This window comes from Rhizobium laguerreae (assembly GCF_019778565.1).
GTDB lineage: Bacteria > Pseudomonadota > Alphaproteobacteria > Rhizobiales > Rhizobiaceae > Rhizobium > Rhizobium laguerreae.
Window position 1 is genome coordinate 19,226 of record NZ_JAAXQT010000015.1, and the last position, 20,913, is coordinate 40,138.

21 protein-coding genes and 1 pseudogene are annotated in these 20,913 nt (G+C 60.9%); 15 read left to right on the forward strand and 7 right to left on the reverse strand.

Annotated elements, in window-relative coordinates; translation table 11 throughout:
* Window positions 1–50: 50 nt before the first annotated feature.
* Together HFO71_RS32700 and HFO71_RS32705 are read right to left on the reverse strand one after the other, a co-directional pair.
* Window positions 51–1,004: a zinc-binding dehydrogenase gene (locus HFO71_RS32700; RefSeq protein ID WP_338150499.1), complete on the reverse strand. Its 954-nt coding sequence runs from the start codon at window positions 1,002–1,004 to the stop codon at window positions 51–53.
* A 68-nt stretch (window positions 1,005–1,072) separates the two neighbouring features.
* Complete coding sequence (locus HFO71_RS32705; RefSeq protein WP_420910167.1) at window positions 1,073–1,816, reverse strand: NADPH-dependent F420 reductase; 744 nt, start codon at window positions 1,814–1,816, stop codon at window positions 1,073–1,075.
* A gap of 45 nt (window positions 1,817–1,861) precedes the next feature.
* Here HFO71_RS32705 and HFO71_RS32710 point away from each other — a divergent pair, with 45 nt between their 5' ends.
* From HFO71_RS32710 to HFO71_RS32760, 12 genes and pseudogenes are all read left to right on the forward strand, one after another.
* Window positions 1,862–2,791 carry a LysR family transcriptional regulator gene (locus tag HFO71_RS32710; RefSeq protein WP_221988900.1) on the forward strand — a complete coding sequence of 310 codons (930 nt, stop codon included), beginning with the start codon at window positions 1,862–1,864 and terminating at the stop codon, window positions 2,789–2,791.
* 166 nt (window positions 2,792–2,957) lie between these two features.
* Entirely contained in the window at window positions 2,958–3,722 is a 765-nt protein-coding gene (locus HFO71_RS32715; RefSeq protein WP_221988901.1) for a 3-oxoacyl-ACP reductase family protein, read from the forward strand.
* A gap of 649 nt (window positions 3,723–4,371) precedes the next feature.
* Window positions 4,372–5,232 carry a pirin family protein gene (locus tag HFO71_RS32720; protein ID WP_221988902.1) on the forward strand — a complete coding sequence of 287 codons (861 nt, stop codon included), beginning with the start codon at window positions 4,372–4,374 and terminating at the stop codon, window positions 5,230–5,232.
* A gap of 52 nt (window positions 5,233–5,284) precedes the next feature.
* Window positions 5,285–5,578 carry an alcohol dehydrogenase catalytic domain-containing protein gene (locus HFO71_RS32725; protein WP_221988903.1) on the forward strand — a complete coding sequence of 98 codons (294 nt, stop codon included), beginning with the start codon at window positions 5,285–5,287 and terminating at the stop codon, window positions 5,576–5,578.
* An 86-nt stretch (window positions 5,579–5,664) separates the two neighbouring features.
* Window positions 5,665–5,883: pseudogene (locus HFO71_RS36070) on the forward strand (zinc-binding dehydrogenase); the annotation flags it as partial.
* A gap of 52 nt (window positions 5,884–5,935) precedes the next feature.
* Window positions 5,936–6,235: an MDR/zinc-dependent alcohol dehydrogenase-like family protein gene (locus tag HFO71_RS32730; RefSeq protein WP_245007063.1), complete on the forward strand. Its 300-nt coding sequence runs from the start codon at window positions 5,936–5,938 to the stop codon at window positions 6,233–6,235.
* Between the two features lie 49 nt (window positions 6,236–6,284).
* A complete protein-coding gene (locus HFO71_RS32735) occupies window positions 6,285–7,244 on the forward strand; it encodes a LysR family transcriptional regulator (protein ID WP_221988904.1) in 960 nt (319 codons plus the stop codon).
* 138 nt (window positions 7,245–7,382) lie between these two features.
* Window positions 7,383–8,486 carry a Gfo/Idh/MocA family protein gene (locus HFO71_RS32740; RefSeq protein WP_017957055.1) on the forward strand — a complete coding sequence of 368 codons (1,104 nt, stop codon included), beginning with the start codon at window positions 7,383–7,385 and terminating at the stop codon, window positions 8,484–8,486.
* A 68-nt stretch (window positions 8,487–8,554) separates the two neighbouring features.
* The gene (locus HFO71_RS32745) at window positions 8,555–9,571 is read left to right on the forward strand and encodes an aldo/keto reductase (RefSeq protein ID WP_221988906.1); all 1,017 of its coding nucleotides are present in this window, start codon (window positions 8,555–8,557) and stop codon (window positions 9,569–9,571) included.
* The gene (locus tag HFO71_RS32750; protein WP_338150500.1) at window positions 9,568–10,440 is read left to right on the forward strand and encodes an alpha/beta fold hydrolase; all 873 of its coding nucleotides are present in this window, start codon (window positions 9,568–9,570) and stop codon (window positions 10,438–10,440) included. Before HFO71_RS32745 ends, HFO71_RS32750 begins: the two co-directional genes overlap by 4 nt.
* A gap of 60 nt (window positions 10,441–10,500) precedes the next feature.
* Complete coding sequence (locus HFO71_RS32755; RefSeq protein ID WP_245007051.1) at window positions 10,501–11,745, forward strand: Gfo/Idh/MocA family protein; 1,245 nt, start codon at window positions 10,501–10,503, stop codon at window positions 11,743–11,745.
* Window positions 11,746–11,924: 179 nt separating this feature from the next.
* Window positions 11,925–12,599 carry a response regulator gene (locus tag HFO71_RS32760; RefSeq protein WP_014989611.1) on the forward strand — a complete coding sequence of 225 codons (675 nt, stop codon included), beginning with the start codon at window positions 11,925–11,927 and terminating at the stop codon, window positions 12,597–12,599.
* 14 nt (window positions 12,600–12,613) lie between these two features.
* Here HFO71_RS32760 and HFO71_RS36075 read toward each other — a convergent pair whose 3' ends face one another.
* The gene (locus HFO71_RS36075; protein ID WP_245007052.1) at window positions 12,614–12,925 is read right to left on the reverse strand and encodes a hypothetical protein; all 312 of its coding nucleotides are present in this window, start codon (window positions 12,923–12,925) and stop codon (window positions 12,614–12,616) included.
* Between the two features lie 93 nt (window positions 12,926–13,018).
* Between HFO71_RS36075 and HFO71_RS32765 the strand changes: the two genes are divergently transcribed.
* Both HFO71_RS32765 and HFO71_RS32770 read left to right on the forward strand, forming a co-directional pair.
* Entirely contained in the window at window positions 13,019–13,918 is a 900-nt protein-coding gene (locus HFO71_RS32765; protein ID WP_245007053.1) for a sensor histidine kinase, read from the forward strand.
* Window positions 13,919–14,069: 151 nt separating this feature from the next.
* The gene (locus HFO71_RS32770) at window positions 14,070–14,756 is read left to right on the forward strand and encodes a CPBP family intramembrane glutamic endopeptidase (RefSeq protein WP_221988908.1); all 687 of its coding nucleotides are present in this window, start codon (window positions 14,070–14,072) and stop codon (window positions 14,754–14,756) included.
* A gap of 114 nt (window positions 14,757–14,870) precedes the next feature.
* Here the strand turns inward: HFO71_RS32770 and HFO71_RS32775 are convergent, their stop codons facing one another.
* The 4 genes from HFO71_RS32775 to HFO71_RS32790 all read right to left on the reverse strand — a co-directional run bounded on the left by HFO71_RS32775 (window position 14,871) and on the right by HFO71_RS32790 (window position 17,790).
* Entirely contained in the window at window positions 14,871–15,215 is a 345-nt protein-coding gene (locus HFO71_RS32775) for a hypothetical protein (RefSeq protein WP_221988909.1), read from the reverse strand.
* Window positions 15,216–15,262: 47 nt separating this feature from the next.
* On the reverse strand, window positions 15,263–15,826 hold the full coding sequence (locus HFO71_RS32780; protein ID WP_245007054.1) for a hypothetical protein: 564 nt from the start codon (window positions 15,824–15,826) through the stop codon (window positions 15,263–15,265).
* 179 nt (window positions 15,827–16,005) lie between these two features.
* Complete coding sequence (locus tag HFO71_RS32785; protein WP_221988911.1) at window positions 16,006–16,734, reverse strand: L,D-transpeptidase family protein; 729 nt, start codon at window positions 16,732–16,734, stop codon at window positions 16,006–16,008.
* Between the two features lie 120 nt (window positions 16,735–16,854).
* A complete protein-coding gene (locus HFO71_RS32790; protein WP_014989617.1) occupies window positions 16,855–17,790 on the reverse strand; it encodes a LysR family transcriptional regulator in 936 nt (311 codons plus the stop codon).
* An 844-nt stretch (window positions 17,791–18,634) separates the two neighbouring features.
* Between HFO71_RS32790 and HFO71_RS32795 the strand changes: the two genes are divergently transcribed.
* Complete coding sequence (locus tag HFO71_RS32795; RefSeq protein ID WP_245007055.1) at window positions 18,635–20,851, forward strand: prolyl oligopeptidase family serine peptidase; 2,217 nt, start codon at window positions 18,635–18,637, stop codon at window positions 20,849–20,851.
* Window positions 20,852–20,913: the final 62 nt, after the last annotated feature.

The window sequence follows — 20,913 nt, forward strand, 5'->3', positions numbered from 1 at the left end:
GCCTCGCGGCGGGCGTCCGTGCGGCCTGCCGCCGTACGATTATTTTCGGTTTAAGCGATCAAGACCGGCAGACCGCTTAAGCGGCGGTTGTCCATGTCGTCATGCGCTCGGGCTATCTCATCGAACGGATAGCGTGTGGTTTCGAGATCACTGAAAATGCCTGTGCGCAGCGCATCCCATAGCTGAGAAGTTGCGATCTCGACTGCCGGTCCCCGGACGTATTGCGGGGAACCACCGCTGCGGACATCTACCCCCCGTCGCACAAGATCGGGGGCCGGCGCTGGCTGACCCGACGCGGCTCCAATCGCGGCAATCACGCCACCATCACGGACGCTTGACACGCCTAGCGCGAAGGTCGCCCGGCCGACCAAATCATAGACGACGTCGACACCGTCAGGTGCGATCGCACGTATCTTGGCGGCGATGTCCGGCTCGCCAGCGTGGAAGGCATGGGTGGCACCGGCCGCGACCTTGTCGAACTTGTCCGGCGATCCGGCGACGCCGATCACGGTTGCGCCCAGCGACTTTGCCCAGCGAGCCAGGATGGCGCCAACGCTTCCCGATGCCCCAAGTACCAGCACCGTGTCGGCGGATTTGAGATCGTGGAGACCACGCATCCCCATCCAGGCCGTCCCACCCTTCGCCAGGAAGGTCGCCGCAGTCTCGTTCGAGATATCGGCGGGCAGGCGGATGAGCGCCGCGGTCGGAATGATCCTCTCGGTGGCATATGCACCTTCCGAAAAGAAGTAAGCCACTCGGTCGCCGACCGACAGCCCCTCGACGCCGGATCCGACCTCGGTGATCGTCCCGGCTGCTTCGAAACCGGGAACCGCCGGCAACGCCATCGGATACTGGCCTTTTCGTATCATCGTATCGACAAAGTTGAGGCCGATCGCGTCCTGGATGAGCCTGACCTCGCCGGCTCGTGGCGCGCGCAGGTCTTTCTCGATGATTTGCAGGACGGAGGGGCCGCCGGTTGACTGCATTTGAATGAATTTTGACACGATATCGTCTCCGGGTTTCAGATGGCTTGCGGCGCTTCCGATTGCAGACGGATGGAGCGCAGCGATGTTCAGTCGAACTTGACGAGGTTGAGAGCGGGCAGCGGGCCGCCCGGGAACTGAACCAGCTGGCTGCCGACCGCAAGCGCGCCGAGATCGATCCCGAAGAAACCGATGCGATCAATGATGGCGGCGACCTCCGCCTTCGCCCTCATATCGTTGCCCGAATAAAACAGGACGCGCCTGCCGCCTTCCGAGTGGGGGTCGCCCGACAGTTGCTTTGGCGTCAGGTGGTTGAACGCCTTGACGACGCGCGCGCCTGGCACAAGGGCGGTGAAAATATCCGTAGAGGTGCGGCCGCCAAGGTCCGCCGGCCTGTAAAGCGGCGCTTCGATGGAGTTGTTGGCGTCGATTACGATCCTGTCGTCGAAGTTCAAACCGGCGAGCGCCCCAGGTATCTTTGACCACGGGACTGCCACGAGAACGATGTCTTGCGCCGCGGCCTCTTGCAGGCTTCCAGCCCGGATTGTGCTGCCGAGCTCCGAAACAAGCGTGGTGAGGCTTTCCGGTCCACGGCTGTTTGCGATCACGGCTTCGATTCCTGCCTTGCCGAGCGCCGTGGCAAATGCGCCCCCTATATTGCCGGCTCCGATAATTCCAACGGTCATGATCCAGTCCTTTACGGTGCGGTGAGAATTGTATCCGCGACGGTCGGTTTTCCCGCTACACCCTTGGCCTGATGCCGGTGGCGTTGCAGAAAACCGGTGCTGCTGTTGACTGGAATATGGCTGGCAAATACACGCAGCATAAGTCAGAGATGAATTGTTTTAGTTTCAATCAATGTTTGAAGGTTGCTTATTATGGAGACGCTGGCAAACCTAGAAGCGTTCGTTCGAAGCGCGGAAGCGAGCAGCTTTTCCGGGGCTGCTCGGCGTCTCTCGATCACACCGGCCGCAGTCAGCCGGAACGTTGCGATGCTGGAACGGAACCTCGGCATACGGCTGTTTCACCGCTCGACGCGGAAGTTGACCTTGACCGAGGCGGGGGAGTCCTTTCTGGCAAGCATCGGCGACAGCCTGAACCACCTTCAGGGGGCAATCGACGGGGCATCACAAACCAAGGGTGAGCCTGTCGGCGTTCTGAAGCTCAGCATGAGTTTAACGTTCGCTATGGGATACGTTCTTCCCGCACTGCCCGACTTTCTGGCCCGTTATCCGGGCATCAGACCTGACTGGCATTTCGACAGCCGCAAGGTCGATCTTATCGCCGAGGGTTTCGACGCCGCGATCGGCGGTGGTTTCGAACTCAATCCGGGCATCGTTTCCACGACGCTCGCACCGGTTCACGTTATCGCGGTCGCATCGCCTGGCTATTTCGCTGGACGGCGCCGGCCGACTAGCCCCGCCGATCTGGCCGATCATGCCGGAATACTGATGCGGTCCTCGAATTCGGGCCGGATTAGGCAATGGATGATGCGCGACGCCCAAGGGCGCGAAGAGCGCGCGCTGCTCAACGAAACGATCGTGATGAGCGACGCCGCGCCCATGGCGCAGGCGGCAATCGCGGGGTTGGGCATTGCATTGTTGGCCGTACCCGATGTGCTGCCGCATATGGAAAGTGGTGCGCTCGAACGAATCCTTCCGAAGTGGTATGCCGATGCCGGATCTATCTCGCTCTACTATTCAGGCCGCGTGCTCCAACCGCTGAAAACCCGCGCTTTCATTGACTTCTACACTGAATATTTCCGTAGTGAGCGTCTTAGCGCCCGATTTGCAGGCAGCCTCAGATAGCGTCCACGCGTCCTTGTCATATTCTCCGAAAAAACGTGGACCGCATCAAGTCTTCCATTATCAACAGATGCTTGAATATGATCCAAATGATATGCCGCTAATATTCTAGGAAAAAATGGACAAATATCATTCCACCGAAACACTCGGCACGTAAATGGAGTGAGAAATGACTGAAGTGACCGCTTCTGGGTACCTTCCACTGAGCGGCAAGACCGCACTCGTTACCGGTGGATCGCGATCAATCGGCGCATCAATCGCCCAGCGTCTCGCAGCGGATGGTGCTCAGGTGGCCTTCACCTATCGCGGATCACCTGCGAAGGCTGAGGAAGTTGCTGTCGCCATCGAAAAAATGGGCGGGCGCGCGCTGGCCATCGCCGCTGATGCCGCTAATCCGGATGCAATACGCGCCGCTGTCGCCGCGACAGTCGATAAGTTCGGCGGCCTCGACATTCTGGTGAACAATGCCGGTATTGCCTTCGCGGGTCCGATCGACGAAATCGCATTTGATGACTATCAGGCAATGCTCGCAGTCAATGTAACGGGCGTTTTTGTTGCCACGCAGGAAGCCGTACGCCATATGAAGGATGGCGGCCGGATCATACAGATCGGCAGCTCAATCACGAAATATGCCGGGGTTCCTGGGCTGTCAGCATACGGCCTCACCAAGGGGGCAGTCGCCGGCTTCAACCGGAGCTTGGCTCATGACCTCGGCCCACGCGGCATCACAGTCAACACAGTTCATCCGGGCCCAACCGACACTGACATGAACCCTGTCGATGGCGAGTTTGCCGCTATGCAAGTCTCGCGCATCGCGGCGGGCCGCTATGGAAAGCCCCAGGAAATTGCGAGCGTTGTCGCATTCCTTGCAAGCCCAGAAGCCTCCTTTGTAACGGGTGCCGACATCCGGGCTGATGGTGGTTTCACATCCTGACCCGGCCTGAACTCCTTCAAAGCGGCGCTGTCGCGCCGTTCGGTGGCCATCGGTTTTGGAACGGCATTCCTCGTCGTGTCAGGGCACTTCGCCGGGTTCACCTTCATCCGCCCCCTTTTTGGAGGAGGTCACGCGCCTCGACATTTCGACCGTCTCGCTCGCTCTCCTGGTCTTCGGCCTTGGCGGCTTCCTGGGAAATTTCGCCGGCGGGGTCATCGCCGAGCGCAATCCCGCCTGGGCCGTCGCCTTGTTCTCACTCCTGATAGCCAGTGCTGCATTTGCGCTCAGCCTTTTCGGCACAGTCGCGGGAGTTGCGTTCGTGGCGACCGCTCTATGGGGGGGTGCCTTCGGTGGTTTCCCCGTTGCGATCTCGATCTGGAATCCAAAGCGCGAGCGCAGAATCAGGCCGGCCTTCCTTCGGCGACCTGTAGCAATACGTTTCGATCATCTCAGGACTCTGAACTCAGTCCATCCCCCTAGTCGATCGGTTGCACTTCTTCACGCATCTTTGGGTTCCTCGTTGCGCAACACTGGGTTCTCGAACCCCTATCTTGATCGAGGCCGGTCCGATCCGAGATGATTGGCGATGATGCCGAGGTGGCGCCGATCGTGGCGAACTCGGTCCCAAGTTACGAGAAGGACCAGAATTATGCTGCAGAGATCGATTGACCGCGTCACAAGCATACCTCCACTCGGCCCGGGCTTCGACGGCGAGCGGCACAAGGCCGCATTGGTGATCGCGCCCGGCGACCTTGCCTCGACCGATCCGTTCTTCCTGATGGCCGACGACAACATCACACTGGAGGGACGTTTCGGCGATGCCCATCCCCATGCCGGCCTCGAAACCGTGACCTTCATGCTCAAAGGCACGATGGAGGATACCGGCGGCCGGCTGGAGGAAGGCGATGTGGAGTGGATGACGGCGGGCAGCGGCATCGTCCACTCGGAGAATGCGGTGGTCTCGACGGGGATGCGTCTGTTCCAGCTCTGGCTGATCCTGCCGGAAGCGCAGCGCAACATGCGCCCCCGGGTGCAGGTCCTGCGCCGTGCCGATATGCCGGTGCACGCTGAGCCGGGGGTCACGGCGATAGTCTACAGCGGCCAGCTGGAGGATGCGGCAGCGCCGACCTTGAACACGGTGCCTGTCACCTTGATCGACGTTCATATGGAAGCAGGAGCCGCCTTCGCGCCGCAACTGCCCGCCTCCTACAACGCCTTCGTCGTCTTGATCGATGGCGAGGTGGAGGCTGGCGTCACCAGCGAGCAGCTGGCCACAGGCTCGGTGGGCTGGACCGCGCCGATGGGCGATGGCACGAGCTCGCTCACGATGCGCGCACGCGATCGCGGCGCGCGGGTGCTGCTTTACGCCGGGCAGCCACAGAGCATCGAGGTGGTAGCGCAAGGGCCGTTCATTGCGGGATCGGCGAGTGAACTCGCCGGCTACTATGCCGCTTACCGTCAGGGCAAGTTTCCTCATGCCGGCACGATGCGGCCGGTCGCCCACGCGTAGGAACGTTTCGTCGCGCCGCGATTGTCGTGCGGACCCTCCAAGGAAAAGGGTTATGGCCAGAAAAGTCGAAATGCAGTCGATCGGCACGCCCGCCGTTCTCAAGATCGTCGAGACGGACGTCGGATCACCCGGGGCGGGTCAGGTGCGACTGGTCCAGGATGCGATCGGCATCAACTATGTCGACGTGATGGTGCGCACCGGGCTCTTCCAGATGCGCCCGCCCGCCACGCTGGGCTTCGAGGCGGCGGGTGTGATCGACGCTGTCGGACCGGGCGTGACGGGATTCGAACGGGGCGACCGCGCCGCCTATTCTTCGTCGAGGGGGCCTATGCCACGGCGTCACTGAAACCCGCAGAGAATCTGGTTCGGCTGCCCCATGACATCTCCAACGAGGCCGCGGCAACGTTCCTGGCGAAGGGCCTGACCGCGTGGATGGGGTTGTATGCGCTGCACCGGATCACCGCCGGCGACGTCATCCTCGTGCTCGGCGCATCGGGCAGTGTCGGTTCAATTCTTTCGCGTTGGGCACGAGCGCTCGGCGCGACGGTGATCGGCGTGGCCGGGACGGCTGAGAAGCTCGCCAAAGTCGAGGCGGGCGCGACCCACGCGTTCCTCGCAAGCGACCCGGAACTGTCCACCAAGATCCGCGCGATCGTGCAGTCAGGTGTCGAAGTGGTCTATGATTTTGTCGGGAAAGCGACCTTTGGGCGTTGCCGCCGTGCGCGATGGCGGCGTGATCGCAGCGATCGGCGCTGCGTCGGGGCAGCCTCCGGCAGTGACCGAGCAGATGGCGTCGCGCGGCGGCCAGGTCCGTGCCGGCGGTACCCCGCAGTATGTGCATGGCGGAACCGTTGCGGTCGCTACGGAACAGCTCTGGGATGCGGTCCGGGCAGATCTTTTCAGCGACCTCAACGTCGTCCGCTATCGCTTCGACCAGATCGGTGCAGCACATGCCGACATGGAGAGCCGGCGGCTGGCGGGCCTTGCTGATCTGATCGTCTGATGGGCTGCCCCATGCTTGTCACTGATGGCACGTGCGACTATACATCCACATGATGGATTTACACGGCATTGACCTCAACCTGCTTGTGGCGCTCGACGCATTGATCGCCGAGCGGAACGTCACGCGTGCCGGCCAGCGTATCGGACGCACGCAACCGGCGATGAGCGCCGCCCTCAATCGTCTGAGGGGATTGTTGCGGGACGAATTGTTCGTCAGGGGACCCCACGGCCTTCAACCCACGCCACGCGCGCTGGAGCTGGCGGAGCCGATCTCCCTGGCACTGCGCAACATTCAGCAAACGCTGGAGTTCACGCAAGAGTTCGATCCATCTGCTGCGGCGATGACGTTCTCGCTGGGACTCTCGGGGCATACCGAAAGTGTGGTTCTTCCGCCTCTGATCCGGATCCTCGCCGACCGGGCGCCGTCCGTTGACCTTCGGGTTCGCGACTATGGCAGCCGGGACGAGGCCACGCGCATGCTGGACGCCGGCGAGGTTGACATGGCGGTCGGACTTCCGCCGGTCGAGACCGGCCGAATCCTGAGCGCCCGTTTGTTTCAGGAACGCTTCGTGTGCATCCTGCGCAGAGCCCATCCTGCGGCAAACCAGCCGCTCGACATGGAACGGTTCCTGGCGCTGCCACACATCCTGGTCTCGCCGGAAAACGAAGGGCTGGACGTGGCCGACGCCGCGCTCGCCACTAAGGGCCTGAAGCGCCGGGTCGCAGTCACGGTTCAGCATATGGCGAGCGCGCCGGAACTGGTCGCCGCTTCCGACATGGTGGCAACCGTTCTCGAGAGCGTCGTCAGGCGATCGGGTTGTTCGGAGCAACTCGCGGTGCGGGACTTTCCGCTGCGGCTGAACCCCGTGCCGTTCGTCCTGAATTGGCATCGCCGCAATGACGTGCATCCGGCGCAGCGCTGGCTCCGCAGCTGCCTTTCCGGCGTCTTCCCGCACGTGTGGCAAGGCTCTGAACAGGTCTGCGCCGACCTCCGACAGCAATATTACTGAGGCGGGCCTCGCGTCTAGTCATCCATGCGATGGATGATGATGCATATCAGATATCGATTTCAAGATATCGATCCCACCCGTTTAAATGCCCGGCGACAGCGCCAATGAGCGCTCGAATATCAATGCTGGAGCATAATCATGACGGACAGAAAGTTTCGTGTCGGGATCATCGGCGCGGATACGCAGGCGAGCTGGGCTGGCGCATCACACGTCCCCGCGCTTGCGGCGCAGCCATCGCTGGTGCTGGCAGGCGTGGCGACACGCCGGGAAGATAGCGCGAGGGCTGCGGCCGAGGCGTTCGGCGCCGAGCGCTGGTATGCGGATCCCTATGAACTCATCCACGACGAAAGCATCGACGTCGTAACCGTCGCCGTGAAGGTTCCGGCGCACCATGACCTGGTAATGGCGGCGTTGAAAGCGGGCAAGGCGGTTTATTCAGAGTCACCGCTCGGAGCGACCTTGGCGGAAACCGAGGCGATGGCGGCTGCGTCCAAGTCGCTTCACACCGCGATCGGATTGCAGGGTCGCCACAATCCGGCTGTGCGCCGCGCCGCGGAGCTGGTCGCGTCCGGCAAGCTTGGACGTTTGCTGTCGGCCCGCGTCGATGCGACGACATTCGGCTACGGGCCTCAGACGACGAGCAGTTACGACTATTTCAACAAGGCCGCGTCGGGCGCGAGTTTCATGACGATCACGAGCGCCCATGTTCTCGATGTGATCGAAGCGGTTCTTGGCAACATCACCGAGGTCGACGCTCGCGTCGCGCTCCTCTGGCCGGAGATTGAGGTCGTCGATACCAGGGAGATCTCGGCCCGCGAGATCTCAGACCATCTCGACCTGATCGCCAAGACGGCGAGCGGAGCGCCGGTGTCGGTCCAGGTGCTCGCCGGCGTTCCGGCCGAAGAGGCACGCTTCACTTTCGAGATTCGTGGAAGCGAGGGGCACCTGACCCTGACCGGCAACCACCTCGCCGGCGCACAGGTCGGCGATCTCAGCCTCACGGCGACCGTCGCATTCACACCACCCGACGCACCGATCGCGACAGGTGTAGGCCCAACCGCCGCCGACTTCTGGGCGGGCGCCGCGATCAACGTCGGGGAAGTCTACGCCTCGCTCGCGCGTGACCTGATCGCAAGCACTTACAAGACACCGGGGTTCGATCACGCGCTTCGCAACAGCCGCCTGGTTGCTGCGGTGGAGCGCGCGGCCCGGACGGGCGAGCGGCAGCGCGATCTCGGCTGATCTGATTTTTCAAACGGCACCCGGCGTCACGTTCTACGCGCCGGGCCGTCAAGACAAGGAGATGTGGTATGCGGATGCGCAAGCTTGGCAGCAGCGGACTGTTCGTGTCCGAGCTCTGCTTCGGTGCGATGACCTTCGGGGGATCGGACGGTCTGTGGGGACAGGTCGGAAAACTGGGGCAGGACGATGCGGATGCGCTGATCGGCGCCGCGCTGGATGCGGGCGTCAACCTCTTCGATACGGCCAACATCTATGCGCATGGCCGGAGCGAGGAGATCCTGGGCCGGTCGCTCAAAAATTTGGGCGTGGCGCGGGACGATGTGGTTGTCGCGACGAAGGTGGCGTCGTCCATGGGCAATGGACCGAACCGAGGCGGCGCGTCGCGGCGTCACATCCTGAGCGAATGCCGCGCCAGTCTGCGCCGATTGGGTCTCGACCATATCGATCTCTACCAGATCCATGCCTTCGACCCGGCGACACCGATGGAGGAAACGCTGGAGGCGCTCGACACCCTCGTTCGTGCAGGCGATGTTCGCTACATCGGGCTGTCGAACTGGGCCGCCTGGCAGATCATGAAGGCGATCGGCATTACGCGCGCGAGAAATCTGGCGCCGATCACCTCGCTGCAGGCTTATTACACGCTCGTCGGCCGGGACGTGGAGCGCGAGATCGTGCCGCTCCTCGCCTCCGAGCAGGTGGGCCTGATGGTATGGAGCCCGCTCGCCGGAGGCTATCTGACCGGAAAGTACGCCGACGGCGGAAATCCCGAAGGCGCACGGCAGACCGAACTCGACTTCCCCCCGATCGACCGCGTCCGGGGTGAGCCGCTGATCCGCGTCCTCAAGGACGTTGCCCACAAGCATGATCGCAGTCCCGCGCAAGTCGCGATCGCGTGGCTCCTCAAACAGCCGGTGGTGTCGACCGTCATCATCGGCGCCAAACGGGTCGAGCAGTTGCGCGAGAACGTTCAGGCCACAGAGGTCCAGCTTGACCCGGACGACATGGCGCGTCTCGATTCCATCAGCCGCCTGCCGGTCGAGTATCCGGGCTGGCTTCTGAATGCGCCGAGCAGTCGCGGCTCGTGATCCTTGCGGGTTACACGGCTGCCGTTCGCCTGGGTTCCTCAAACAGCAACCCCATGTTTCATGACTGCCAGCTACTGCAACGCTATCGAGACGATTATCTTCCTGACAACGCTCAACAACGCGCAACGCTCAACAAGGAGATATTCATGCCGGCAGTCCTCGTTCACGGTGTTCCTGACACTCATCGCCTTTGGGATCCCGTCCGCTCACATCTGGCGCGCACCGATATCGTCGCACTCGATCTCCCGGGCTTTGGCACGCCGCTGCCATCAGGCTTCGCCTCGACCAAGGAGGAGTATCTCGACTGGTTGATCAAGCAGGTCGAGCAGATCGGCGAACCCGTGGACCTGGTCGGCCATGACTGGGGCTGCCTGCTGACAGGGCGCCTCGCGTCGATCCGCCCCGATCTGGTGCGAACCTGGACCGGAATCAGCGGGCCCATCGATCCAGAATACCCATGGCACTATCTCGCCAAGATCTGGCAGACGCCAGGTGAAGGCGAGCAATGGATGAAGGACCTCGACCTCGAGGAATTTGCGGCGAAGCTCGTCGAGGCGCAGATGCCGCGAGATGCCGCGGATGAATCGGTTCGGCATCTCGATGCCACTATGCGGGCAAGCATTCTCGCACTTTACCGTTCCGCAATCGAGGTCGGCGCGGAGTGGAAGCCGGGTTTGAGCAGCATGACCGCGCCAGCGCTGGTTATCTGGGGCCTGGACGATCCGTTTTTGCCGCACCGCTTCGCCGAGGAGCTCGGCAATGCCACACGCGCACGCGCCGTCGTGAAGCTGCGCAGCTCACATTGGCCGATGATAGAGCGTCCGGCCGCTGTCGCGCGCGAACTCGAGGCCCATTGGACTCACGTTTAATTACCTGCGTTTGCGTTACTTGGGCTCAAACCCACGCAGCCGCAGCGCGAACGGCAATGATTGGTCACCCGCTATGCGCCCAAGCATTTGTCCGGAAACGAAACCATGGTGAAGCAGCACGGCGAGCATTGCCCGGGTTGCACCAGACAGGAGCACGCCTACATGACAAATTCAGCAAACACCCGGATCGGCGTCGGCATCGTCGGCGCCAGTGCTGATCGAGGCTGGGGCGGAATTGCTCACGTCCCGGCGCTGCGGGCGCTCGAGGCGTTCCAGATCCGCGCCGTCAGCACGACCCGTATGGAGAGTGCTAACGCGACCGCTAGCCGACTGGGCGCCGATCTCGCCTTTGACTCACACCAGGCGCTGGTCCTGCGGCCGGAGGTCGACTTGGTGGTGGTTGCCGTTAAGGTGCCGGAGCACAAGCAGATCGTTTCCGACGCGCTCGCCGCGGGCAAGATGGTCTATTGCGAATGGCCGCTCGCGCGAAATCTATCGGAAGCCGAAGCGCTGGAGGGGTTTGCCCGCGAACGGCGGCTGCGAACGGCTATTGGGTTGCAGGGCGGCCTTCACCCGCCGATCCGCTACCTTCGCGACCTCGTCCGGCAGGGCGTGATCGGCATGCCGCTCAGTACGAGCATCCGAGCGCATTTGACCGACGCTATGTGGCTCGGCCGATATGACCCGCCGTTCGAGTACATGGCTCGCGCAGAGAATGGCGCCACGCTTCTAAGCATCATGCTCGGCCACGCGCTCCAACCGCTCGCGCACGTACTCGGCGCATTTGAGAGCCTGTCCGCCGTCGTCGCCAATCAGCGAGGCGACGGTGTCCGCCTCTCGGATGGCACGTCCCTCCCGAAGGACGCGCCGGACGAGATCGTCGTCGCCGGCGTTCTCGAAGGCGGGATCGTCACTTCGCTGCACTACAGTGCCGGGCAATCCGCCGGCTCGGCGATGGTGTGGGAGATCCAAGGCACCGAAGGCAGTCTGCGCGTCGAGACGGCATCGGGCTACATCCACTTCGGCGATGTGACCATCACTTTGCGCCGCGGCAGCGAGCCTGTCCAGCGGCTACAGGTCCCGCCCGCATATGCGGCTCCCGACCTGCAACTCGACGCACCCGCGGCTGGTGTCGCCCGCCTCTACGCCCAGTTCGCCGCCGACCTCCGCGATGGAACCGCCGATGCGCCGGACTTCGCGGTCGCGCTCGATCGTCACCGGGTGCTCGAGGCGATCACACAGGCCGCTGAAACAGGTCATCGCCAGCATCTGTCCGATCCCGACCTAGTCAATTCCAATCTCTGAAAACCCGGGGAGTTTCCTGACCATACCCGTGCACCTCATGCACGAAAAAGTTCAGTCAATAACGCGGCTGCGGCGAAGATCGTCATCTCAGCTTTCCGTCGAAGCCCCCAGATACGTGTCTCAAATCTGGGCAAATCAGGGAAAATGCGGCGTATCGGTATTGTTGCGGGAGCACTAGCATGAGGATACTTCTGGTCGAAGACGAGGTGGAGTTCGCCAAAGCAATGCGCGGCGCCCTCGAACGTGATCGCTTCGTGGCCGACTGGGTGACTAGCATTTCGCTTGCGAGAGAAGCATCCCGGTCGCAGGTGCACGAGCTCGTTTTGCTTGATCGCACTTTGCCTGACGGCGACGGCCTCAGCCTTATTCCACAGCTGCGGGTAGACAATCCGGGCGTGCCTATCATTGTGTTGAGCGCTCGCGGGGAACTGAGCGACCGCGTAGCCGGGCTCGATGATGGCGCCGACGATTACCTGGTGAAGCCTTTCGACCTGGAGGAAATGCTTGCTCGCATCCGGGCGGTGCAGCGCCGCCCGAACGAACTTGCACCAGACGAGATCGTCGTCGGTGACCTCGTATTCGACATGGCCTTTGGCGAAGCACGGGTTCACGGAACGCAGTTGGTACTGCAAAGGCGTGAAGTTGCAGTGCTCACTGCGTTGATTCGGCGTCGCGGGCGCGTTGTCCTGCGCGAGTCCCTTGAGGAAGCAGTCTACGGCTTCGACGACGCTATCCAGTCGAACACACTCGATTCCCATATCTCACGTCTGCGTCGAAAATTCAGCGATGCTGGCGCCGGCGTCGAGATTCATACGGTCAGAGGGGTGGGTTATTTGCTCAGGGCTAAGGATTGAAGCGCCGTCAGCCATCATTGAAGTCGCGCCTCGTTACCAGGCAGTTGATCCTCCAGTTTCTGACGGTCGCGGCCACCGCCATCGGATTCATCATCTTTTTCCTCAATTCGGCTCTTGATGGGATGTATGTCGAGGAGGCCGTCGTAAAAGTCGCGGCAAACTCGATCGTCCGAGATGCTGCCGGTGCCCCAATAGTGGAAGTGACGCCCGAGTTGGCGAAACTTCGCGAGGAATCGCCGGATCTCTGGTTCGCGGCCCGGCTTGGCGACGGCAATATGGTTGCCTTCGGCCAGGTGCCGGCGGAATACGCTCCCCTCGTTCCCCACCTCGACAAACTGTCTTCGGCAGACATGCGCGGGCAGTTCGAGCCATTTACCCTTTCCGCCCTCGTTCGACAGGAATCAGGCCCCGCAGGCGATATGAAGATCATTGCGCATGGTCGGGTCCAACCCTTCACGGCGCTCATCACAATAGCATCCAATCTCGTAGCCACTGCCATTTTCCTCGCTCTGGCTCTCGTCTCCATCGTCGCGACGCCCATGATCGTCAAGCGCGCTTTAGCCGGTGTCATAAAGACTGCGGAGGAAGCGAAGCGGATCGACACCGGGAGTCGCGGCATCCGCCTTTCGGAAGACAAGGTTCCACGTGAGATCGGCCCGCTCGTCCGCGGCGTCAATGAAGCCCTCGACCGCCTCGATGAAAGTTATAATCGTCAGCACCGCTTCATTGCTTCGGCTGCCCACGAGCTGCGAACGCCGATCGCTATATTGAGAATGAAGATTGACGCTGCGACCGACATGGGCCTGCGATCGCTCTTGCCAGACGTATCACGGCTTGCCACCCTGTCCGAGCAACTGCTCGATCTTCACCGCTTGGACAATGGCGCGCCGAGTGACCGGATCGACCTCGTTGCGATCGCCCGGCTTGTCGCTGCGGACCTGGCGCCGGTGCTGATCGCATCAGGCAAGGCGATTGAGGTGATCGTTGAGAAACCCCGAATGATCATGGGCAATAGCGGCTCGATAGAACGCGCGCTCATAAATCTCATCCAGAACGCTGTCGAGCATGGCGGAGACGAGGTGATCGTGCGGGTCAACGGCCCCTCGGTGGCAGTGGAGGATAACGGGCTGGGCATACCGGGAGACCACCACGAGCGGGTGCTTGAACCCTTTCATCGGCTGCGGCCGCGCTCTTCCGGTGCTGGCCTGGGTCTCAACCTCGTCAAACAAGTCGTCGATCATCATGGCGGCCGCATCACAATCGCAGAGGCCCCCAGGGGTGGGGCGATCGTACGATTAGAGTTCACTGCGGTGTCGTAACCGCGGCCGTGCCAATGTTGGCGCAATGTTTCCCTGCGCATCTACACGGACGCAGCGCGATGCCGGGCTGCCTGCATCCATACTCGCGGTCTTGCGCCTTTGCAGTGAGCTGCGACCGCGAGGCGCCGCCTTGTCATACTTGAGGTTGATAATGACCACAGATGATCAATGGCAACGACCCGGCTGGCCAGAAATACTGATTGGACTCGTCGCATATGCAGTGCTTCTTGTTTCGTTCGGCCTGCTGATGGGACTTCTGCCCAGCAACGATCCCGTTCTCCTAGGAGTTGTCGGCTCGACGGCAGGAGGTTTCGTCGGCGTCGGTGCTTTCGCCGCAGCATATAGCCTGCGGATACGGGTTCTGCGCTCGTTCGGGTTCCGACCGGTCTCACCTCGCTGGCTCATGATCGCGACTGGAGTCGGAATCATCGGATACGGTCTTAACCTGATCATACAGTTCACATATCAGGCGTGGTTCGGCAGCAATGATTCTCAAAGCATCCTGCATGCAGCGGCGCGTGGCGGCCCGCTCCCCTTTCTCTTATCATTTCTGGGCGGCGCCATTTTCACGCCTTTCGGCGAGGAAATCCTGTTCAGGGGCGTCGTTGCGAATGCGCTAAACCGCTACGGTGCGTTTGCCGGCGTCGTACTAAGCTCAATTATATTCGGCATCGCGCACGGCGTGAGCGTGATCCTGCCTGTCGCGATCATGGTGGGTCTTCTATCTGCCATCCTCTTCCGGGCGACGGGATCGGTTTGGCCCAGCGTCGTTCTTCACTGCGTCTATAACGGTGCTAACAGCATCGCGTCGGCGTTTGGTTTCGCACCGATGCCGTAAATCGCCATAAACGCAGTCCGATCTGCTGAAACGTGTCGTGCGCCAAAGGGGTGAGACATGGCGAGGAAATCGTCGCGCCCGGAACAACCTGCGCCGGTTGTCATGAGACAGTCTTTACTGCTTCGGTGGATAGGGCTCAATGTCCGCGGACCAATAGTGTCTGGCGATGTTCTGACTGTTTCGGATGATGTGGTAGGCAATATCCGGATCGCCTCCTTCAAAAGTGTCCGGATCTGCACCGCACATCAGGCAATACATTCGCTGATGAACGACGCCTGCAAAATATTTCAGCACCGGCGTGGCGTCTTCCTGATCTATTGCTCGCATGTCTTCGGTAACCTGTCTGACCGCCTCTTCCAAAGCCAGAGAGACCGCAGCAGCCAACGCCGTGTCCGCACGTTTGATGACGTCGACGGTTTTTGTTTCAGCCGGCGTAAGAACCGGACAGCTTTTTGTCACTACTAACTCCGTGCACTTTGATAGTTTTGGTTGTGCCGCCACTGCGCCTAATCTGGTGGAGTGGTGAGAAGCCACAGGTAGCTTTTTGCTCTTTCGGTAAACTCCCGGTCGGTGTCAGAGAGGGGCTCAAGCCTTGCATGGCGGGCGTCGATTGCCGCTTCGAGGCGATCTGCGATTTCCGGATCCGACGCACGGGCGTGGTCGACCAATGCGCGAATAACAGTTCTCAACGCGAAGTTCTGTGCGGAGAGTGCCAGTTGCTGGCGTTCACTCGCATCTTTCTCGGTATCCTCCCGGCGTTCCTTTTTCTTCCGAAGCGCTGGTTGACCGCCGCGCTCCCTCTCCCAATGACGCGCGGCATTGCGCCCTGCATAGAGAATTTTCCATGCTGTTTCGGGATCTCCTCCCGTATTGGTTTTTGGATTGGCGCCGCACAGACGCAGGAACAGGTGACGGAGTGCGGCGTCCGCAAAGTAATCATATGGTGATCTGCCGACACCGGGCGACTGAAGTTCATGCCCTGCAGCCTCAACGGCGCGCTCAATGGCTTCATCGACAGCGGCTATCAGGGTCTTATCTGCCTCCTGGAATAGGTGGGGTTCTTTCTGCATGCTATCCTCTAATGCTGTGCAGCCAGGCTCCCTGAGCAGTGGCTCACTTGCGAAGAATATCCTGCCACTCACGACGACGGGAATAATTGCGGTCCCTTCTCGTCAGGCGTCCTGGACCGCTTGCCGTACAAGGCGTTCACCGACCTTCCGGCCCCGCCAAGTGAGCCTTATCTCGAAACCTATACCATCCTGATAAATGGTTCCTGATGCACGACAATTCGCGCATGATAGGGGACACGGTCATAAAGATCGACGATGTCGTGGTTGATCAATCTTACGCATCCGGAAGAGACGCTCTTGCCGATAGACTGCCACTCGGGACTACCGTGTAGCCGATATAGAGTGTCTTGTCGGTTCTGGAAGATGTAGAGCGCCCGTGCGCCGAGCGGATTCATGATCCCGGGATCCATGCCGCCGTTCGCGACGGAATAGATTTCCAATTCCGGCTGACGAGCGATCATCTCTGCAGGAGGTTTCCATCGTGGCCACGGCTGGCGCCAGTGGATGATACCCTCGCCCTTCCAGGCAAACCCGTCTCGGCCTATGCCGACGCCGTACCGCATGGCCGTACCGCCCTCTTCAACGAGATATAAGAAACGGTTGGGCGTATCGACGACCACCGTGCCAACCTTTTCTCCCGTCGGGTCAGCAACACGCTGGCGATAATACTTCCGGTCCATATTCTGGTAGGGGATGGCAGGCACGAAGTGCCCTCCATCCTCGAATGCCGCATAACGAGCTAGAAGCTCAGGATCGGATGCAACTGGCGAAGGTGATTGAACTTGCTTCGCCAACGTCATCTGCTCCGGACTTGGGTTGTTCGTCGCGCAGCCGGAAAGAGCGGCGGTGGCGGACATGGAGCCAAGGAGAAAGGTGCGGCGGGATATATGATGGGTCACTAGCTGCATAGATAGTATTCACTGGTCTCTAACCGTCGTTGCCCGAATGGCAACATCTCGGGACCAGAAGAACAATTTCGTGCGAGTAATGTCTATCGTTTATCGAGTAATTGCGCGCATAACCGATTGTTATAAAGCGCATCCCAAATCATCAGCACTTTGGCTTATTCCTTCAATTTCTTTCAGACGCGGCATGACAAAGTCGGTAAAGGCGCGCACCACGGGACGCATGAACTTGTTCGACGGGTAGGCAAGGAACGCCTCAGTCGGCTTCACTGCGTAGGCGGGGAGTACGCGCACAAGCCTGCCTTCGGCGATCAGGTCTGTTACGAGACACCATTGCACCTGTCCGATCCCCCGGCCTGCCAGGAGCGTGTTGAGAAGAACGTGAGCATCATTCGTCCGGAAGACAGGTTTGACCGGAATTTCGATTGTCGGAGATCCGGATCGCATCAGCGGCAACATATTCTTGCCCGACAGGACGACGAAGGTCGAAATTATGCTGAGGTCTGACAACTGCTCCGGAGACCTCACCTCGCCGACGCGTTCCAGATAGCTGGGAGCGGCAACGAGAATACGTTGCATCCAGCCAAAGCGCCGGGCAATGACCTCCTGAGCCTCTATCCGGCCATAGCGTAGCGTGAGATCAAAATTCTCATAGATGAGATCGACGGTACGGTCGTCCAAGACAAGATCGACGGCAATTTTTGGATGCAGGTCCTGAAAATCCAGAAGGATGCCGTGGAGGTGCTTTGAACCGATACAGGATGGCGCATGAATGCGGAGATTGCCCTCGATTTCGCCTACGTTCAATCGGATACCCTCGAGGGCGGCATCGATGGATGCGATCGCGCCGCGGCTTGCTTCGTAAAGCTCCAGACCGTGTGTGGTCGGGCGGATATTCTGGGGCGATCGCTCGAGAAGCCGTGCATTCAGATGTCGCTCAAGATTGAGAAGATGTTTTGTAACAGCGGGCTGCGAGATGCCGAGATCTCGAGCCGCGCCGGTCATGGAGCCCTTCTCTACTGTTCTGATGAATGCCTTCAGGGCTGCGTTCAAATCCACTTATAACTCCTGGCTATCACATCGATAATGCCATAACTAAAATGCAAATGTGGCCACGCCGCGACTGATCGTGAGTTCAGAAGCCCGAATTTCGAGGCTCAAGGTCGGGGCCTTTAGGGATGAGCGGATTCTCCACTTCGAACTCGGTCGTGATGACCACTGCAACGTTCCCGAACGGTTGTCCGAAGGACGTATAACTAACGCGCCGCGCGCTGATTTTTCTCGGTTGTGTGCTTAGCGCCGGAAAGGCGCATCCAAGCGGCGATCGGACTGCTCCCGGAGGATTTTGCAAACTCGGACAATGTTGCCGCAATCTTCTCCTGCTCTGTGGGGTTTCGGCTGGTCATGGCGGCCGCGGGGCGCCGCTGTGTCTCGCTCGCGTCGTCAACGAACCGCCAGCGCTCATTCTCGAAAGGAGATCAACAGAATGCTGCAACGCCCTTCCATTGACGATCGTCGGCCCGCGGTAGCCATCCTCTCCATCGCCCTCGTTGGCTTCGCTCTATCAGCGTGTGTGTCGACGGAAGAACGGCAGTACAGGGACGCGAATACCTGCCAGAGCTTTGGGGCACCCTACGGGTCCCGCGCTTATACGAACTGCATGTTGGAACAACAGGCGCGGCGCGACAACGCGCAACGGGAGTCGCTCGAGCGGACCCGATTGACGCAAGAGATTGCGAGAGACGCTCAGGTCATGGCCGACCGCGCGCGCTGGGACCGCTGCAGGCGGGATCCTGACCGGCGCGAGTGCAGGCGATAGGAACAGTCGGCCGCTGATACTTCCGTACGCCGGCTCCGCGTCGCGGCGGCAGACGCTGCGGCGCCCGACAACAAGGGGTTTCCCATGAGATTGCTTATCCCGCGCCTTGTATGGCGCGAATCTTCATCCAAGCGCGAGGCGCGGCATTCGTTGCAAACGAGGCTCGTCGCCCTGGCGGCGACGGCATTGGCCATAGCTCTCCTGCCGGAAATTAACACGGCATCATCCGAAAACAAGGGAAACACAATGACCTATCCGCTCACCGAGCACACCGAAACCGTCGTAACGCATTTCGGCACAACGGTTGCCGACCCTTATCGCTGGCTGGAAGGCGACATCCGCCGCGACGGGAAGGTTGAAGCCTGGATTACTAAGCAGAAAGATTTGACCGAAGACTACCTCGCCACGCTTCCCGGTCGCGATCTGTTCAAGCAGCGCCTCCAGGCGCTTTTCGACCACGAACGCCTTCCGATCCCACCTGAAAAGCGCGGCGACCGTTATTTCTTCGTGCGAAGCGCCGGTTTGGAGGCGCAACCCGTCCTGTATGTCCGCGAGAACGGAACGGATCGCGTTGTAGTCGACCCCAACATCTGGTCTGAGGACGGAGCAACCGCGCTTGCCGAATGGGCGGTCTCGCACAACGGCCGCTATCTCGCCTACGCCATCCAGGAAGGCGGCGCCGATTGGCGGACCATACGCGTAATGGATATCGACACCGGCAGGATTCTCGATGACGAGATCCGCTGGGCGCGCTTCATGAAGATCGGGTGGGCGCAGGATGATTCCGGCTTCTTTTACTCCCGCAATGCCGAGCCAGAAGAAGGTGCCGCCTTCGAAGCGCAGGTGCTCGAGCATACCGTCAACTTCCACCGACTTGAGACGCCGCAGTCGCAGGACCGCCTTATCTATGCTTCCGACACTGATCGGCCGCTCATCCACATGGCGTTGACGACAACGGACGGCCGCTATGTCGTGATCCATTCATCGCGGCTTGGAGGCGGCAACGGCATTACCGTCATTGATCTGGCGGAGGATGGATGGACGCCCGAAACACTGGTCTCCTCGCTCGATCATGCATGGACCTTGATCGGAAACGTCGGCGCGCGGTTGTTCTTCACCACGGAGGAAGGCGCCGAACGCGGCAAGGTCGTCGCGATCAACTTCGATGCGGAAAAGCCGGTTTTCCAGGACTTCCTCCCGCATCGGGAGGATGCTGTCATTCTCGGGAGCAACATCGTCGGCGATCGGCTCGTGGTTTCCTACATGGTGGATGCAAAGACGCAGGTCGAGCGCTTCAAGCTGGACGGCACGCGCGATGGTGTTGTTGAACTTCCCCGCACCGGCACGGCTGGCGCCTTCAGGGGGCGGCCTGGCGACAATGAGTCATTCTACGTCTTCAGCAGTCAGGATACGCCCACTACGATCTATCGCTACGACGTGGCGACCAACACGAGCACTGTCTGGGCGAAGCCCCGGATTGCGAGCGATCTCGATCAACTCGTCGTGGAGCAGCGCTTCTTTGCCTCGAAGGATGGTACGCGCATTCCGATGTTCGTCATGCGGCGCAAGGACGTGACAGGCCCGGCCCCCACCATGCTGTACGGCTATGGCGGCTTCGGAATTCCGCTCATCCCATATTTCTCTGCGGAAGCGCTAGCTTGGGTGGAGCAAGGCGGCATCTACGCCATGCCCAACATCCGCGGCGGTGGCGAATATGGCCGGGCGTGGCACGAAGCCGGGCGGCTAGCGAACAAGCAGAACAGCTTTGACGACTTCATCGCCGCTGCCGAATTCCTGAAGCGCGAGGGCATTACACCGCCCGACGGGCTGGCGATCCACGGCGGGTCGAACGGTGGCCTTCTGGTTGGAGCGGTGGTGAACCAGCGTCCGGATCTCTTTGCCGCGGCCTTACCCGACGTCGCCGTGCTGGACATGCTGCGCTTCCCCCTGTTCACGGGCGGAACGTTCTGGACGCAGGAATACGGTGACCCGGCGGTGCAAGCCGACTTCAAGAACCTTCTGTCCTATTCACCGCTCCACAACGTCCGGGACGGCACGGAGTATCCCGCCATCCTGACCACGACCGGCGACACGGACGATCGAGTTGTGCCAGCGCATTCGTTCAAGTATGTGGCCGCGCTCCAGGCAGCCGCCCTTGGAAATCGGCCTCGGCTCCTGCGCGTCGAAACGAGAGCGGGACACGGCGTGGGCAAGCCGACGGACAAGATCATCGAGCAGACAGCGGACATGTGGGCCTTCGCGGCACACTGGTCAGGCCTGCGCCTCCAAACCGGAAGGTAACCGGCGTCGGCGGCCGTCCCGCCTTTGTCGGCAGCGAGTTCGTCGCTCGCTTGGTGTGCGCT